Genomic DNA, 13,632 nt, shown 5'->3' with positions numbered 1-13,632 from the left:
CCGGCCCCGGCGGAGGCGCCGGGGCCGGTCGGCGCGCCGTTCACGGCGCGGGTGAGGCCACGGCGATGTGCGGGCGGCCGGTTATGGGGTGCGGGCTGATGTGCGCGCGCACGCCGAAGACCTCCTCGATGAACGCCGGGGTCAGCACCTCCAGGGGCGGGCCGTGCCCGGCGACCCGGCCGTCGCGCAGGACGACGACCTGGTCGGCGTAGGCGGCGGCCTGGTCGAGGTCGTGCAGGGCGGCCAGCAGGGTCAGGCCGAGGGAGCGGATCAGGTCCAGCAGCAGGAGCTGGGAGCCGACGTCCAGATGGTTGGTGGGTTCGTCGAGCACCAGCAGCGGCGCCTGCTGGGCCAGCGCGCGGGCGAGCAGGACGCGTTGCCGTTCGCCGCCGGACAGGGTGATCATCAGCCGGTCGGCGGCCCAGTGCATGCCGACGCGTTCCAGTGCGGTGTCGACCATGGCGCGGTCGGCGCCGGTCTCGCGGTCGAGTGGCCGTTTGTGGCTGTGGCGGCCGGTGGCGACGATCTCGGCGACGGTGAAACCCTCACCCGCCTGACCGTGCTGCGGCAGCACGGCGCGGTGGCGGGCGGCCTGGCGGGGTCGCATCCGCCACAGGTCCTGCCCGTCGAGCCGGACCACGCCGGCGGAGGGGCGCAGTGACCGGTAGACGGTTCGCAGCAGGGTTGACTTGCCGCTGCCGTTGGGGCCGATGAGAGCGACGAACTCGCCCGGTCCGGCGGTCAGGGTGACGTCGTCGACGATGGGACGGGTGTCGATATGGGCGCTGACGCCGGCCAGGTCAAGCCGCATCGGTGGCTCCCTTCGCGCGGCGGCGCAGCAGCCACAGGAAGAACGGCACGCCGAGTCCGGTGGTGAAGATGCCGACCGGCAGCTCGTTGGGCCGGTCGGCGGTCCGGGCGGCCAGGTCCACCAGCACCAGGAACAGCGCCCCGGCCAGCAGGGACACCGGCAGTACGCGGCGGTGGTCGGCGCCGACGACGAAGCGGGCCATGTGCGGGATCATCAGCCCGATGAAGCCGATGCCGCCGACGACGCTGACCACGGTGGCCGTCAGCAGCGAGGCCGCCACCAGCAGCCCGACGCGCAGCCTCGCCACCGGCACGCCGACGGCGATGGCGACCTCCTCGCCGGCCAGCAGCGCGTTGAGCGCGCGGGCCTGCAGCATCAGCCACGCCAGGCAGGCGACGATGAGCAGGGCGGGCATGCCCAGGTCGGGCCAGGACGCGCCGGCGACGCTGCCCATCAGCCAGAACATCATGCCCTGCAGCTCGGTGGGGTTGAGCTGGAGCTGGACGAAGGTGGTGGCCGCCGTGCACAGGTAGCCGATGGCGACGCCGGTCAGCACCAGCCAGGAGTCCAGCAGCCGACCGGCGCGCTGGGCCAGCAGGTAGACCAGCAGCGCCGAGCCTATGGCGGCGGCGAAGGCGGCGCCGGTGACGCCGAGCACGCCGGTCAGGCCGGCCAGCGCGGTGCCGCCGAGCGCGGGGACCAGCACCGCCCCGAGGGAGGCGGCCGAGGCCACGCCGAGGACGTAGGGGTCGGCGAGCGGGTTGCGGACGAGAGCCTGCAACGCGACCCCGGCCACTGACAGGCCGGCTCCGGCGAGCGCGGCCAGCAGTGCCCGGGGCGTGCGGATGTCCCAGACCACCTGGCTGAGCAGCGGGTCCGCCGCCGCGCCGCGCCCGGTCAGGTGGGCCCAGACCACGCCCCAGACCTGGCCGAGGGGCAGGGTGACCGAGCCGACGGAGATGCCGGCCACCAGGGCCGCGACCAGCGCGACGACCAGGGCGGCCAGCAACAGCCCGGTCGCGGGCCCGGAGATCAGATGCGCGCGGTGAGGACGTACCGGTGCGCGGGTCAGGGTGTCAATCACCGGGGTGGACCACCTTGGAGATCTTCTCCACGGCGGCGGCGTTGAGCGGGCCGAGGTAGGCGCCGTCGGAGATGATCGTGTAGGTCCTGGACTTGGAGGCAGCCCAGTTCGGGTAGGCGGCGAACAGTTCGGCCGCCTCCGCATCGCCCTTCTCATCCGGGGTGAACAGGCCGACCACCAGAACGTCGACCTGGGCGGTGGCGAGTTGTTCCCGGTTGAGGGTGCGGGTGGCGTCGGCGGTCTGGCCGGCGAAGGCGTTGACGCCGCCGGCGACCTTGATGACGTCGTCGTAGATGCCGCCGGTCATGACGGCGGGCAGCCCGTTGGCGTTCATCATGGCCATGCCGGGATAGGCGATGAGCACCTTCTTCGGCGGCAGGCCCGCGACCCGTGTCCGTACGGCCTCGATGCGGGCGCGCAGCTTGCCGACCAGGTCGAGAGCGCGGTCCTGGACGTCGAAGACGCGTCCGAGCAGGGCGATGAACTCCAGCGAGGAGTTGATCGACTGGTTGCGGTAGGCGACCTGCTCCGCTTCGGTGGCGTCGGGCTTGCCCATCGCGCAGTTGACCGGGTTGACCAGGGAGGTGATGCCGGCGGCGGCGAGTTGCTCGCGGGTGGCGAAGCCCTGCTTGGCGTCGAACCCGCCGGACCAGGTGGACACCACCAGGTCGGGCTTGAGCTTGAGCACCTGCTCGGCGGGGACGTCGAAGTTCTTGTTCATGGTCAGCCCGCCGGTCGGCAGGGCCTTGATTTTGGCGATCATGGAGGGGTCGTCGGAGACGCCGTAGCTCTGGGCGTTGGCCAGGACGCTCTTGTCCAGGCCGAGCATGATGAAGCTTTCCACCTCGCCCACGCTGGTGCCGTTGAGGATGAGCACCCGCTGGGGCGGTTTGGTGAAGGTGACCTTCGTGCCGCAGTTGTCAAAGGTCAGGGGGTAGCCGGACGTGGTGGGGGACGCGGCGGTGGACGCGGCGGTGGAGCCGCTTTCCGAGCCGCCCGGGTCGCCGCAGCCGGCGGCGGTCAGGGTGAGCAGCGCGCACAGCGCGGCGGCCAGCGGGCGGCGGGCATGACAAAGGTTCATCGATGATGCTCTTTCGAAGTCGAGTCTGAAGGCACGCGAGATGGGCGCGGGTCGCAGCGGCGACCGGCGCGCATCGCGGGAACGCGGGACCGCCCGGGCGGCTCTGCGGCACGCCCGGTGTCACGCTCGTTCGGAAACAGCCCAGGATCAGGCGGTTCTTAGGCGCGCTCCAGGGGGTGCCCGCCCTACCAGGGCATGTCGCAGGAAAGCGCGAATAGGCGGGGTCTCGTCCTCACCCGCGTACGCGATCGTCCTCGGCCCGGTGGCCGTGCACCCGGCCACCGTGAAAACCAGCACCAGCAGCGGGCGCAGCACCCGTCCGGCCACCTGCCGGACCAGGGCGCACAGGCCCGACTCGACCCACCGCAGCCACGCGGAGGTCACCAGCACGCCCAGCGTGTGCATGACCAGCATCCCGAACGTCGGGGAGCCTCCGTGATGCAGCTGCGCCGCGCCCGGAACGGCCCCGAGGGAGGCCATCGCGTGGTGGGCGGCCCCCTGGCTCAGCAGCACGTGCAGGATGACCTGCGACAGGGCCGTCGCGGGCAGGATGGCGCCCAGGGTGCGCTCACGGCCGGTCAAGGCCAGCGCGACCGGCAGCAGGAGGACGAAGCCGCCCAGTGTGGACACGGGGTCGAAGAAGCCCCCGCCGGCCAGGTGCCCGAGCATGGCCAGTGCGGCGCACGTGGCGGCGAAACTCGCCGCGCGCACCCACCGCACCACCGACAACGGACCCATCGCGGACAGATCTTCGCACACCGCTGCCGCCGTCTTCGGATCGGGAGTCTCTCGCCGCCGCCGGATCAGGAGGCCAGCTTGTATCCCGCCTCGACGATGGCCTCGCGCACCTGCGACTCCTGGAGCAGCGGGCCGCCGCTCACGGTGACCCGGCCGCCCAGCACGTCCACCTCCACCCGCTCGACGCCCCGCAGTGGCAGGACCTGTGCCCGGATCGTCGAGGCACTACAGCCACAGCTCATTCCCGCAACCGCAACGGACATGGTCATTGGCGCGACCCTTTCCCGTAAACCGCCAGGCGCGCTCACGGCTCGCCTTTAGGAGGGATACGCGGCTTCCTGCCTCCCGGTTCAAGCAACTGGCGACTTTTTTAGATCCATATCTTTTTGTTCACGAATTCTCGATCACGTGGCACTATGACCGGGTGCATATCGGTCAGCCCTTCCTGCGCGCAACGCGGGCCGCGGTCTTCGCGGCGGTGTGCGTGCTGGTCTCGGCCGCCCTGCACGGGCTGGCCGGCGGCGATCCGGTGCACACGGGCACGTTGCTCGGCGCGCTCACGCTGACCTGGACGGGCGCGTTCCTGCTCGGTGGCCGCCGGCGCGGCCTGGAGGTGCTGCTCGCGGCCTGCTTCGCCGCCCAGTACGGCATGCACCACCTGTTCAGCGCAGGTGCGGCCGCACCGCCGCCGCCTCATGAGCACGTCACGGGCGTGGGCATGTTCCTCGTGCACGCCGTGACGGCGGTCCTTTCGGCGTGGTGGCTGGCGCGGGGCGAGTCCGCTCTCGCCGTGCTGCTCCATCTCGCCGTCGCCTCCATCGACCGCTGGTGGGGCGTGCTGTCGCTCCTGACGGGCGGGCCGGTCGAGGCGAGCCCGTCCGGCGGCCGGCCCACGGCGCGCGACGGCGACGCCTTCCTTCAGCGCCTGTTCGCGGCGGCGATCTTCCGGCGGGGCCCGCCGGCGCGTTTCTCCCTCGTCTGACACCCCTTCGGGCCGTTGCCGGCCCGTGTTCCGCCACGCCCGGAAAACGGCACGGCGGACCCTCTTTCGAGAGCACGCGTACCTGCGTACGCGTCGCCCCATGAGTGGAGAAACGCCTGATGACCTCTACCGCCGACGTCCACACCAGCCCTGCCCCCGCGCCGCCCCGCGAGCGCTCGGCCTGGGCCGCGCTGCGCCCGCTGGTGCTGCGACTGCACTTCTACGCGGGCGTCCTCATCGCCCCCTTCCTGCTCGTCGCCGCGGGCACCGGCCTGTTGTACGCGGCCTCGTACCAGCTCGAGCAGGTCGTCTACCAGCACGAACTCACCGCGCCAGTCGGCCGGACCAGCCTGCCCCTCAGCGCGCAGGTCGCGGCGGCCCGCGCGGCACACCCCCAAGGCACCGTCACCGCGGTACGGCCCGGCGCCGAGCCGGGCCAGACCACCCGCGTGCTGATCAACGAGCCGGGCCTGGCCGAGAGCACCCAGCTGGCCGTGTTCGTCGATCCCCACACCGGCCAGGTACGCGGCGCGCTGGAGAGCTACGGCAGCTCCGGAGCGCTGCCCGTACGCGCCTGGATCTCCACCCTCCACCGCCAGCTGCACCTGGGCGAGCCCGGCCGGATCTACAGCGAGCTGGCCGCCAGCTGGCTGTGGGTGGTCGCGCTCGGCGGCCTGATCCTCTGGGTCGCCCGGCGCCGCCGCGCCCGGCGCCACCTGCTCGTCCCCGACCGCGCCGCCAACGCGGCCCGCCGCAGGCTGTCCTGGCACGGCTCGATCGGCCTGTGGGCGGTGCTCGGCCTGCTGTTCCTGTCCGCCACCGGCCTGACCTGGTCGAAGTACGCCGGAGCCAACGTCGACGAGCTCCGCGCGGCGCTGAACTGGACCACGCCGTCGATCAACGTCTCGGGCGGCGACCACGCCGCGCACACCGCGACCACGGGAAACCACGCAGGCGGCGGGGCCGACGTCGGGGTGGACCGCGTCGCCCAGGCCGCCGCCGGCAAGGGGCTGTCCGGCCCGCTGGAGATCGTCTGGCCCGCCAAGGCCGGCGCGCCCTACCTGGTGAAGGAGATCGACAAGACCGCGCCCACCCGCCTGGACCAGGTTGCCGTCGACGCCACCAGCGGCCAGGTGACCGCCGAGCTGCGCTTCGCCGACTACTCGCTGGCCGCCAAGCTCGCCCGGTGGGGTATCGACGGGCACATGGGGCTGCTGTTCGGCCTGGCCAACCAGATCCTGCTGGCGGCGCTGGCCATCGGCCTGATCGCGCTGATCGTGCTCGGCTACCGCATGTGGTGGCACCGGCGGCCCACCCGCGGCTTCGGCAAGCCGTACCCGCGGGGCGGCTGGCGGCGCGTGCACTGGGCCCTGCTGGTCCCGCTCGGCCTGGTCGCCATCGCCGTCGGGATCTTCCTGCCGCTGATGGGCATCTCGCTGGCCGCGTTCCTGGTGATCGACGTCCTGCTCGGGCTCCGCGCCCGGCCGGCGTCTCACTCGTGATCTTCTGTGCGTTCGCGCCGGGGCAGAAGCAGCGCGGAGCCGAACATGCAGGCCGCCACCAGGAACAGCCCCGCCCGCGTGCCGAGCGTGCTCGCGACCAGGCCGCCGACTGCGATGAACACCGGCTGCGTGACGTTGGTGGCGAAGATCCAGAGCGTCGACACCCTGGCCAGCAGGTGGTCGGGGGTGCCGAGCTGGCGGTAGGTCGTCATGGTGGAGTTCGCCAGGCCGGAGAAGAACAGCACGCCCGCGAAGCCGAACCCGCAAAGGAGCAGGCCCGCGGTTCCGGGGAAACCCAGCGGGATGAGCGCGTACCAGGGGCCGCGCCAGAGACTCACCCACCATAGGCCGCGGACCAGGCCGAATCGCCTGCTCAGCCTCGGCGCGAGCCGCGCGCCGAGGAAGCCGCCGAGCGAAGGGAGACCCATGAGCAGGCCGTACTGCCAGGGGGTGAACCCCAGGTCGCGCAGGTAGAACAGCGAGCTCAGGGGCGTCGCCATCGCGCTCGCGCCGGCGAAGATCAGCCAGCTCGCGAACATCCGCCGCAGGATCGGATGCCCACGGACGAAGCCCCACCCGGCGAACAGCTCCTCTCGCCGGGAGGGGCCGGGCTCGCGCGCGGGCGGTGGCGGCTCGGGCGTGCGCAGCGACCGGATCGACCAGGCGCTCACGACGAAGGACACGGCGTCGACCAGCAGCGCGCCGACCGCCGACAGGACGCCGATGAGCGGTCCGGCCAGGGAAGGGCCGACCAGCACGCTCAACCAGCGGGTCGACTCCAGCCGGCTGTTGGCGCTCATGAGCCGCCCGGCGGGCACGAGAGCCTTCAAATGCGCCTGCGCCGCCCCGGACGCCGCGATCTGGCCGGCGGCGTTGCCCAGGGCGGCGACACAGAGGTGAGCGAATGTCAGCAGGCCGAAGAACGCCGCGACCGGAATGCTGAACAGCAAAATACATCTGGCGAGATCTGCCCAGATCATGACCGGGCGTTTGGCCCGGAATTCGATCTGCCGCCCCAGGGGAAATGCGACAAGAACGATGGTGACCGCTTGAATCACCGACAATAAGGCGACCTGAAATGCCGAGGCGTCCAGCACGGTGATGGCGACCACGGGCAGGGCGACCATGCTCACCGCCGAACCCAGCTGGCTCACGGTCGTGCCCGCCCACAGGAGCCGGAAGTCTCTTTCCCCGGCGGAGTCTCCGTCCGGCCGGGTCGGCTCTGGATCGCCCTGCAGAATGCCTCCCCCAGCGTCCTCCGGAGCGATCATCATCCCCGAAGGACCCGCGTGCCGCCAACCGTGACGGCACGCGTCCCCGGCGATCAGCCGCCGTCGGCGCCGGGCTTGCGGCGCGTGGCGAAGACGACGGCGACGCCGCCTGCCAGGACCACCGCCAGCACCGCCCACAACCATCCGGGCAGTCCCGACGTGCTGTCGGCCTGCGGGGCCGCCTGGGCCGCCGGAGCGGAGGCGGGCGGCTGCGCGGAGGCCGGTTGCGGCGCGGGAGAGCTCGCCGGGGCAGACGTTTCCGGCGTGCTCTCCGAAGGGCTGGGCGAGGGGGCCGGGGCGGTGACGGTGAAGGCGATCTCGCCCTGGATCGGGTGGCCGTCGGAGGAAACCACCCGCCAGGCGATCCGGTAGCGCCCCTCCGGCAACGTGCCGGAGAGCCGGGCGGAGACCTTGCTGCCCTGAACCCGTGGCTTGTCGAGCGGGACCGGCTTGCCGCCGGGGCCGTCGAGCACGATGGTGGGCAGCTGCATGTGCGAGGTGAATTCGAGCTCGATCGCCTCCAGGCTCTTCACCTTGGCGCGATCGGCCGGGTTGCTGGCCTTGAGACGGTCGTGGGCCAGGGCGGCGGGCGAGGTCAGGAGCAGTACGAGGACGGCGCCGACGGCCGGGACGAGGGCGCGCCGAACAAAGGTCATGGAGAACTCCGAAGTCATGGGGTCCGGCGGCAGGCCGGAGGAGGTCGTGGCGCCTGTCGCGCCGGATCGGGCGTTCGCGGGCCCGCGTGTCAGCCGCGGGCCGCCGGGACGGCAGGCGGCCCGCGACGGGGCACGACCACGGCGAGCAGGGCGGGGACGCGCGGGGCCGGCTCCCGCCGTACGGGTACGGGACGGGGGCGCCCGATGACCGCGAGGGGCGCCAGAACGGTGATCGCGGCGGCGAGCAGGGTGCGCACGCCCGCCGCACCCAGGGCGTTCAGGTGCAGCAGCGTCGCCAGGGCCAGCTCACCACGGGCCAGCCACCAGCTCGAACCCGCCGCCACGGCCAGGTGGATCACCGGCATGGCGAGCCCGGGGCCGTGCTCGTGGCCGGAGGAGAAGACGGGGTCCGCCGCAGAGGCGCCGGAGAAGAGCTGGTGCAGGCCGTACTGGGACACCGCGCACAGGGCCAGCAGCTCCGGCCACGCACGCCGGCGACCGGCCAGCAGGTAGGCGCCGGCCCAGATGACCGGCATCGCCGCCGCGAGCCCGCCCGGCCGCATCGCGCCGCCGCCCACCAGCACGTGCAGGGCGGCGGAGGCCAGCACGCAGGCGGCCGTGAACACCGCCGCGCGCAGCGCGCGGATCGCGGGGTGGCCGACATGCACGTCGCCATGCTGCCAGAGCACACCGCCACCGTCAGGACATTCGGTGCATCGCCCACCAAATGGCGATCGTTTTTTGTCCAAACGATCGATAGAATAACTCTGTGACAATGCTCCCGGGTCGCCGCGTGCGCACCGTCCTCGGCGACGTCGAACCATCCGAACTCGGCCACACGCAGCCGCACGAGCATGTGCTGTCCGACATGTCGACCATCGTGCGGCCATGGGGCCTGGAGCCGGTGGCGGGCGACGCGTCGCCGCCGTCATCAGTCCGGCAGGAGTTCCCCGCGTCGGTCCGCGCCCGGATCGCCGAGCCCGTACGCCTGGACAACTACGACTGGATCAGGCGCGCGGTCCTGAACCTCGACAACCTGCGGCTGCTGTCCGAGCAGGACGCCACCGACGAGCTGGTCCTCTACCGAGCGGCCGGCGGCGGCACGGTGGTGGACTCCACCTCGGTCGGGCTGGGCCGGGACCCGCTCGGGCTCGCCCGCGTCTCGCGCGGCAGCGGCGTGCACATCGTGATGGGCAGCGGCTACTACTGCCGCGACTACCACCCGGCCGGGCTCGCCGACGCGCCGGTCGAAGCCGTTTACGAGGAGATCGTCGCGGACGTGCGGGACGGCGTCGGCGACACCGGCGTGCGGGCGGGGCTCATCGGCGAGATCGGGCTGAGCCGGCCCGTGCATCCCGTCGAGGACAAGGTGCTGCGCGCCGCCTGCCGGGCGCAACGGGAGACGGGCGCGCCCCTGCAGATCCACCCCGGCCGTCACCCGGAGGCGCCCCTGGCGGCCGTGCGCACGGTCATGGACGCGGGCGGCGACCCCACCCGGGTGATCATGTCCCATCTCGACCGCACCCTCTGGCGCGCCGAGGACCTGCTGGAGCTCGCCCGCACGGGCTGCTACCTGGAGCTGGACCTGTTCGGGCAGGAATCCAGCTACTACGCCTTCAACCCCGACGCCCGCCGGCCCAACGACCGCACCCGCGTCGAATGGCTCCAGCTGCTGATCGAGGCGGGCTTCGCGGACCGGCTGCTGATCGCCCAGGACATCTGCCAGAAGGTGTACCTGCGCCGCTACGGCGGCCCCGGCTACACGCACATCCTGGAGAACGTCGTCCCGTTGATGCGCCGCATGGGCATGACCGAGGCGGAGATCACGACGCTGACGGTGACGAACCCGGCGACCGCCCTGGCTATGGAATAGTTCAGCAGCATGGCGACCACCAACCAGCCCGGAGGCCAGCGGACCAGCGGTGGCCGGATGAAGGCGAAGTCCTCCCGGCGCGCGCGCTCGGTGCGCACGGAGTTCCAGCTGCTCCGCGCCGCCTGCTGGCTCTTCTCCGAGCGGGGGTTCCACGGCACGGGCATCCGCGACATCGCGGAGACCGCGGGAGTCGCCGTCTCCGGGATGTACTACTACGCCTCCTCCAAGGACGAGATGCTGGAGGCGGTCACCCGCCGCGTCATGGACGTGCTGGTCACCGGCAGCGAGGAGACGCTGCGCGACATCGACGACCCGGCCGAGCGCCTGGCGGCGCTGATGGCCGTGCACGTCGCCTTCCACGCGCGCAACCCCCGCGCCGCCAAGGTCGCCGACCACGAGTTCCAGGCGCTGACCGGCGAGGCCCGCGAGGACATCCTGCGGCTGCGGGACGCCTACGAGGCGGTGTGGGCCGACACGTTGCGCGCCGGCGTGCGCGACGGCGTCTTCCAGGACCGCGGCACCGTCGCGCGCCTGGCGCTGCTGCAGATGGCCACCGGGATCGCGCACTGGTACCGGCCGGACGGCGAGCTCGGCATCCCGCAGTTGTGCGAGCGGTTCGCCGACATGGCGCTGTCGCTGATGGGCGCCCAGCGCGAGGGCCGCCTCCTGCGGGTCCAGGACCTCGCGCTGCCCGACCCGGATCTCCTGCTGGAGCGGGTCGAGCTGGCCATCGAGCCGCGCGAGGAGCCCTCCGCCGGCTGAGCCCCGCGCGGGTTCCCGCCTTGACACGCCAAGTTTTTTGAGCGATCGTTCGATCATATTCAGGAGGAGAGACGCCGTGACAGAGCTGGACCGCGCCGCCGAGATCGCCCACCGGCTCTACGGGCTGGAGGGCCGCGTACGGCCGCTCCCCGGGGAGAGCGACCGCAACTTCCGGCTGAGCACGGCCGCCGGAGAGTACGTCGTCAAGCTGCACGCGCCCGGCACCGACCCCGCCGAGCTGGATCTGCAGGACGCGGCACTGCTGCACCTGGCCGGACGGCCGGATCCGCCGCCCGCCCCGCGGGTGGTGCCGGCCGTGGACGGGCGGCGCTCCGTCACCGTCTCCTGGCCGGACGGCCCGCGCATCGCCAGGGTCCTCACCTGGATGGACGGCCGCCCCTGGGCGGAGGTCGAGCCGACCGGGGAGCTGCTGCGCGACCTCGGCCGCCGGGTCGCCGGCGTCGACCTGGCCCTGCGGGACTTCACCCATCCCGCGATGCGGCGCGAGCTGCTGTGGAACCTGACCAGCGCGCCACGGGTGGCGGAGCTGGCGCCCCTCGTCGGCGACGACCTCCGGCCGCTGGTGCGCGAGGTGTTCGACCGCTACGGCGAGCACGTCGCCCCGCGTCTGGCCGCGCTCCCCCACCAGGTCGTCCACAACGACGCGAACGAGCTCAACATCCTGGTGGACGACGGCGGCGTCGCCGGGCTCATCGACTTCGGCGACGTGGTGTGGAGCCCGCGCGTGTGCGGGGCGGCCGTGGCCGGGGCCTACGCGATGCAGGGGCACGACGACCCCCTGCGGGCGGTGCTGCCTCTGGTGAGCGGCTACGACGAGGTGACCCCGCTGCTCCCGGCCGAGCTGGAGGTGCTGTTCGACCTGATGCGGACCCGGCTGGCGATGAGCATCTGCCTGTCGGCGTACCAGCACCGCAAGGATCCCGGCAACGACTACCTGCTCGTCAGCCGGCACGGGGTGGCCCGGGCGCTGCGCCGGCTGGCGGGGACGAGCCCCGACCTGGCGCACTTCCTGCTGCGCGACGCGGTCGGGTTCGAGGCCAACCCGCCGGCGCGGGCCGTGCGCCAGTACTTCGAGTCGGGCGCCGCCCGCCCCGTGCCCGTGCTGGACCCCCGCCCCGGCGCCGCGCCGACCCGCCAGGGCGAGGAGTCGGACAGGGGCGTTCACCTGGGCTGCGACCTGGTCACCGATGAGGCGGCCACCGTGCGCTGCCCGCTGCCCGCGGTCGTGCGCGCCGCAGGGCGGGAGCCGTACGTGCTGCTGGAGCATCGGACGGACGGCGGCGTGCCGTTCTGGACGCTCTACCGGCACGTGGACGCGGGCTCGATCGACCCGGGCGACGAGCTGGCGCCCGGCGATCGGCTGGGGACGGTCACCGGCTCGCGCCTGCACCTCCGGCTGCTGACCCATCCCGCCGGGGTCGACGTCGACCTCGCCCCCCACGCCGAGGCCGACCTGTGGACCAGCGTGAGCATCGACCCCAACCTGCTGCTCGGCCTGCCGGACGGCGGCGCGGCACGGCCGCGGAGGGCCGCGCCCGCGCTGCGCGCCCGCCGCCGCACCACCTTCAGCGGCGCGCTGAGCCTGGCCTACCGCGAGCCCCTGCACATCGTCCGCGGCGAGGGCGCCTACCTGTACGACGCCTCCGGCCGCCCTTATCTGGACCTGGTCAACAACGTCTGCCACGTGGGCCACGCCCACCCCCGGGTGGTCGAGGCAGCGCACCGGCAGGCGGCCCGGCTCAACACCAACACCCGGTACCTGCACGAGTCCGTCGTCGAGTACGCCCGCCGGCTGGTCGAGCTGCTGCCCGACCCGTTGCGGGTCTGCTTCTTCGTCAACTCCGGCTCCGAGGCCAACGACCTCGCCCTCCGGCTGGCCACGGCCCACACGGGCGCCGAGGACGTGCTGGTCCTCGACCACGCCTATCACGGCCATCTGACCTCGCAGGTCGCGCTGAGCCCGTACAAGTTCGACCGGCGGGGCGGGCGCGGCAGGCCGCGCGGCACGCACGTCTGCGAACTCCCCGACCCCTACCGGGGCCGGCTCAGGGCCGGGCGCGACGACGACCTCGGCAGGCGGTACGCCGCCTCGGTCGCCGAGCGGATCGCCGCCCTGGCGGCCCGCGGACGAAGACCCGCGGCGTACTTCGCCGAGTCGCTGCAGAGCTGCGGCGGCCAGATCGTCTACCCGGACGGCTACCTGCGCGAGTCCTTCGAGCACGTGCGCCGCGCGGGCGGGATCTGCGTCGCCGACGAGGTGCAGGTGGGGCTGGGCCGGGTGGGACGGCACTTCTGGGGCTTCGAGCTCCAGGGCGTCGTGCCGGACGTCGTCACGCTGGGCAAGCCGCTGGGCAACGGCCATCCGCTGGCCGCCGTGGTGACGACACCGCAGGTCGCGCGCTCCTTCGAGACCGGGATGGAGTACTTCAACACCTTCGGCGGCAACCCGGTGTCCGCCGAGACCGGGCTGGCCGTGCTCGACGTCATCCGCGACGAGCGCCTCCAGGCTCGCGCGCGCGAGCGCGGCGACCGGCTGCTGCGCGGCCTGCGCCGCCTCCAGGAGCGCCATCCCCTGATCGGGGACGTGCGCGGGGAGGGGCTGTTCATCGGCGTGGAGCTGAGCCTGGACGGCCGCGAACCCGCCACCGCGCACGCCGCGGCCGTCAAAGAGGCGGTGAAGGCGCGTGGCGTCCTGATCTCCACGGACGGGCCGGACGACAACGTCCTCAAGATCAAGCCTCCGCTCGTGCTGACGGAGGCCGACTGCGACCTGTTCCTGGACGTCCTCGACGACGCCTTGATCATGGCAGACACATCCTTTTAATCCGGATTTATCCGGATTTCCCCTTGA

General features: G+C 72.7%; 13 protein-coding genes. 5 read left to right on the top strand and 8 right to left on the bottom strand.

Annotated elements, in window-relative coordinates; genetic code table 11:
- Positions 1-40 precede the first annotated feature (40 nt).
- The 5 genes from ACIBQ1_RS04030 to ACIBQ1_RS04010 all read right to left on the bottom strand — a co-directional run bounded on the left by ACIBQ1_RS04030 (position 41) and on the right by ACIBQ1_RS04010 (position 3,977).
- Entirely contained in the window at positions 41-811 is a 771-nt protein-coding gene (locus ACIBQ1_RS04030; protein ID WP_397274465.1) for an ABC transporter ATP-binding protein, read from the bottom strand.
- The gene (locus ACIBQ1_RS04025) at positions 801-1,895 is read right to left on the bottom strand and encodes a FecCD family ABC transporter permease (protein WP_397274464.1); all 1,095 of its coding nucleotides are present in this window, start codon (positions 1,893-1,895) and stop codon (positions 801-803) included. Before ACIBQ1_RS04025 ends, ACIBQ1_RS04030 begins: the two co-directional genes overlap by 11 nt.
- Positions 1,888-2,976: an ABC transporter substrate-binding protein gene (locus ACIBQ1_RS04020; RefSeq protein WP_397274463.1), complete on the bottom strand. Its 1,089-nt coding sequence runs from the start codon at positions 2,974-2,976 to the stop codon at positions 1,888-1,890. Before ACIBQ1_RS04020 ends, ACIBQ1_RS04025 begins: the two co-directional genes overlap by 8 nt.
- A gap of 147 nt (positions 2,977-3,123) precedes the next feature.
- Positions 3,124-3,714 carry a hypothetical protein gene (locus ACIBQ1_RS04015; protein WP_397274462.1) on the bottom strand — a complete coding sequence of 197 codons (591 nt, stop codon included), beginning with the start codon at positions 3,712-3,714 and terminating at the stop codon, positions 3,124-3,126.
- Positions 3,715-3,779: 65 nt separating this feature from the next.
- On the bottom strand, positions 3,780-3,977 hold the full coding sequence (locus ACIBQ1_RS04010) for a heavy-metal-associated domain-containing protein (protein WP_397274560.1): 198 nt from the start codon (positions 3,975-3,977) through the stop codon (positions 3,780-3,782).
- 161 nt (positions 3,978-4,138) lie between these two features.
- On the opposite strand from ACIBQ1_RS04010, the gene ACIBQ1_RS04005 reads away from it, so the two are divergent.
- The gene (locus ACIBQ1_RS04005; RefSeq protein WP_397274461.1) at positions 4,139-4,696 is read left to right on the top strand and encodes a hypothetical protein; all 558 of its coding nucleotides are present in this window, start codon (positions 4,139-4,141) and stop codon (positions 4,694-4,696) included.
- Between the two features lie 119 nt (positions 4,697-4,815).
- Positions 4,816-6,198 (top strand): PepSY-associated TM helix domain-containing protein, encoded by a 1,383-nt coding sequence (locus tag ACIBQ1_RS04000; RefSeq protein ID WP_397274460.1) that lies wholly within the window; start codon positions 4,816-4,818, stop codon positions 6,196-6,198.
- On the opposite strand, the gene ACIBQ1_RS03995 is transcribed toward ACIBQ1_RS04000, so the two are convergent.
- The 3 genes from ACIBQ1_RS03995 to ACIBQ1_RS03985 all read right to left on the bottom strand — a co-directional run bounded on the left by ACIBQ1_RS03995 (position 6,189) and on the right by ACIBQ1_RS03985 (position 8,814).
- Positions 6,189-7,469, bottom strand: a complete 1,281-nt coding sequence (locus tag ACIBQ1_RS03995) for an MFS transporter (RefSeq protein ID WP_397274559.1) — start codon at positions 7,467-7,469, stop codon at positions 6,189-6,191. The genes ACIBQ1_RS04000 and ACIBQ1_RS03995 overlap by 10 nt on opposite strands.
- A gap of 53 nt (positions 7,470-7,522) precedes the next feature.
- Positions 7,523-8,125 carry a copper resistance protein CopC gene (locus ACIBQ1_RS03990; protein WP_397274459.1) on the bottom strand — a complete coding sequence of 201 codons (603 nt, stop codon included), beginning with the start codon at positions 8,123-8,125 and terminating at the stop codon, positions 7,523-7,525.
- A gap of 89 nt (positions 8,126-8,214) precedes the next feature.
- Positions 8,215-8,814, bottom strand: a complete 600-nt coding sequence (locus ACIBQ1_RS03985; protein WP_397274458.1) for a hypothetical protein — start codon at positions 8,812-8,814, stop codon at positions 8,215-8,217.
- A gap of 86 nt (positions 8,815-8,900) precedes the next feature.
- Here ACIBQ1_RS03985 and ACIBQ1_RS03980 point away from each other — a divergent pair, with 86 nt between their 5' ends.
- The 3 genes from ACIBQ1_RS03980 (at position 8,901) to ACIBQ1_RS03970 (ending at position 13,605) form a co-directional block, all read left to right on the top strand.
- Positions 8,901-9,998 (top strand): phosphotriesterase, encoded by a 1,098-nt coding sequence (locus ACIBQ1_RS03980; RefSeq protein ID WP_397274558.1) that lies wholly within the window; start codon positions 8,901-8,903, stop codon positions 9,996-9,998.
- Between the two features lie 9 nt (positions 9,999-10,007).
- Positions 10,008-10,760, top strand: coding sequence for a TetR/AcrR family transcriptional regulator (locus ACIBQ1_RS03975; RefSeq protein ID WP_397274457.1), 753 nt, complete (start codon positions 10,008-10,010; stop codon positions 10,758-10,760).
- Positions 10,761-10,836: 76 nt separating this feature from the next.
- On the top strand, positions 10,837-13,605 hold the full coding sequence (locus ACIBQ1_RS03970) for an aminotransferase class III-fold pyridoxal phosphate-dependent enzyme (protein ID WP_397274456.1): 2,769 nt from the start codon (positions 10,837-10,839) through the stop codon (positions 13,603-13,605).
- Positions 13,606-13,632: the final 27 nt, after the last annotated feature.

It is taken from the genome of Nonomuraea sp. NPDC050153 (assembly GCF_044460125.1).
In the GTDB taxonomy this organism is placed as follows: domain Bacteria; phylum Actinomycetota; class Actinomycetes; order Streptosporangiales; family Streptosporangiaceae; genus Nonomuraea.
The sequence above is the reverse complement of the archived record's forward strand: the minus strand, read 5'-3'. Positions and strand labels throughout refer to the sequence as shown.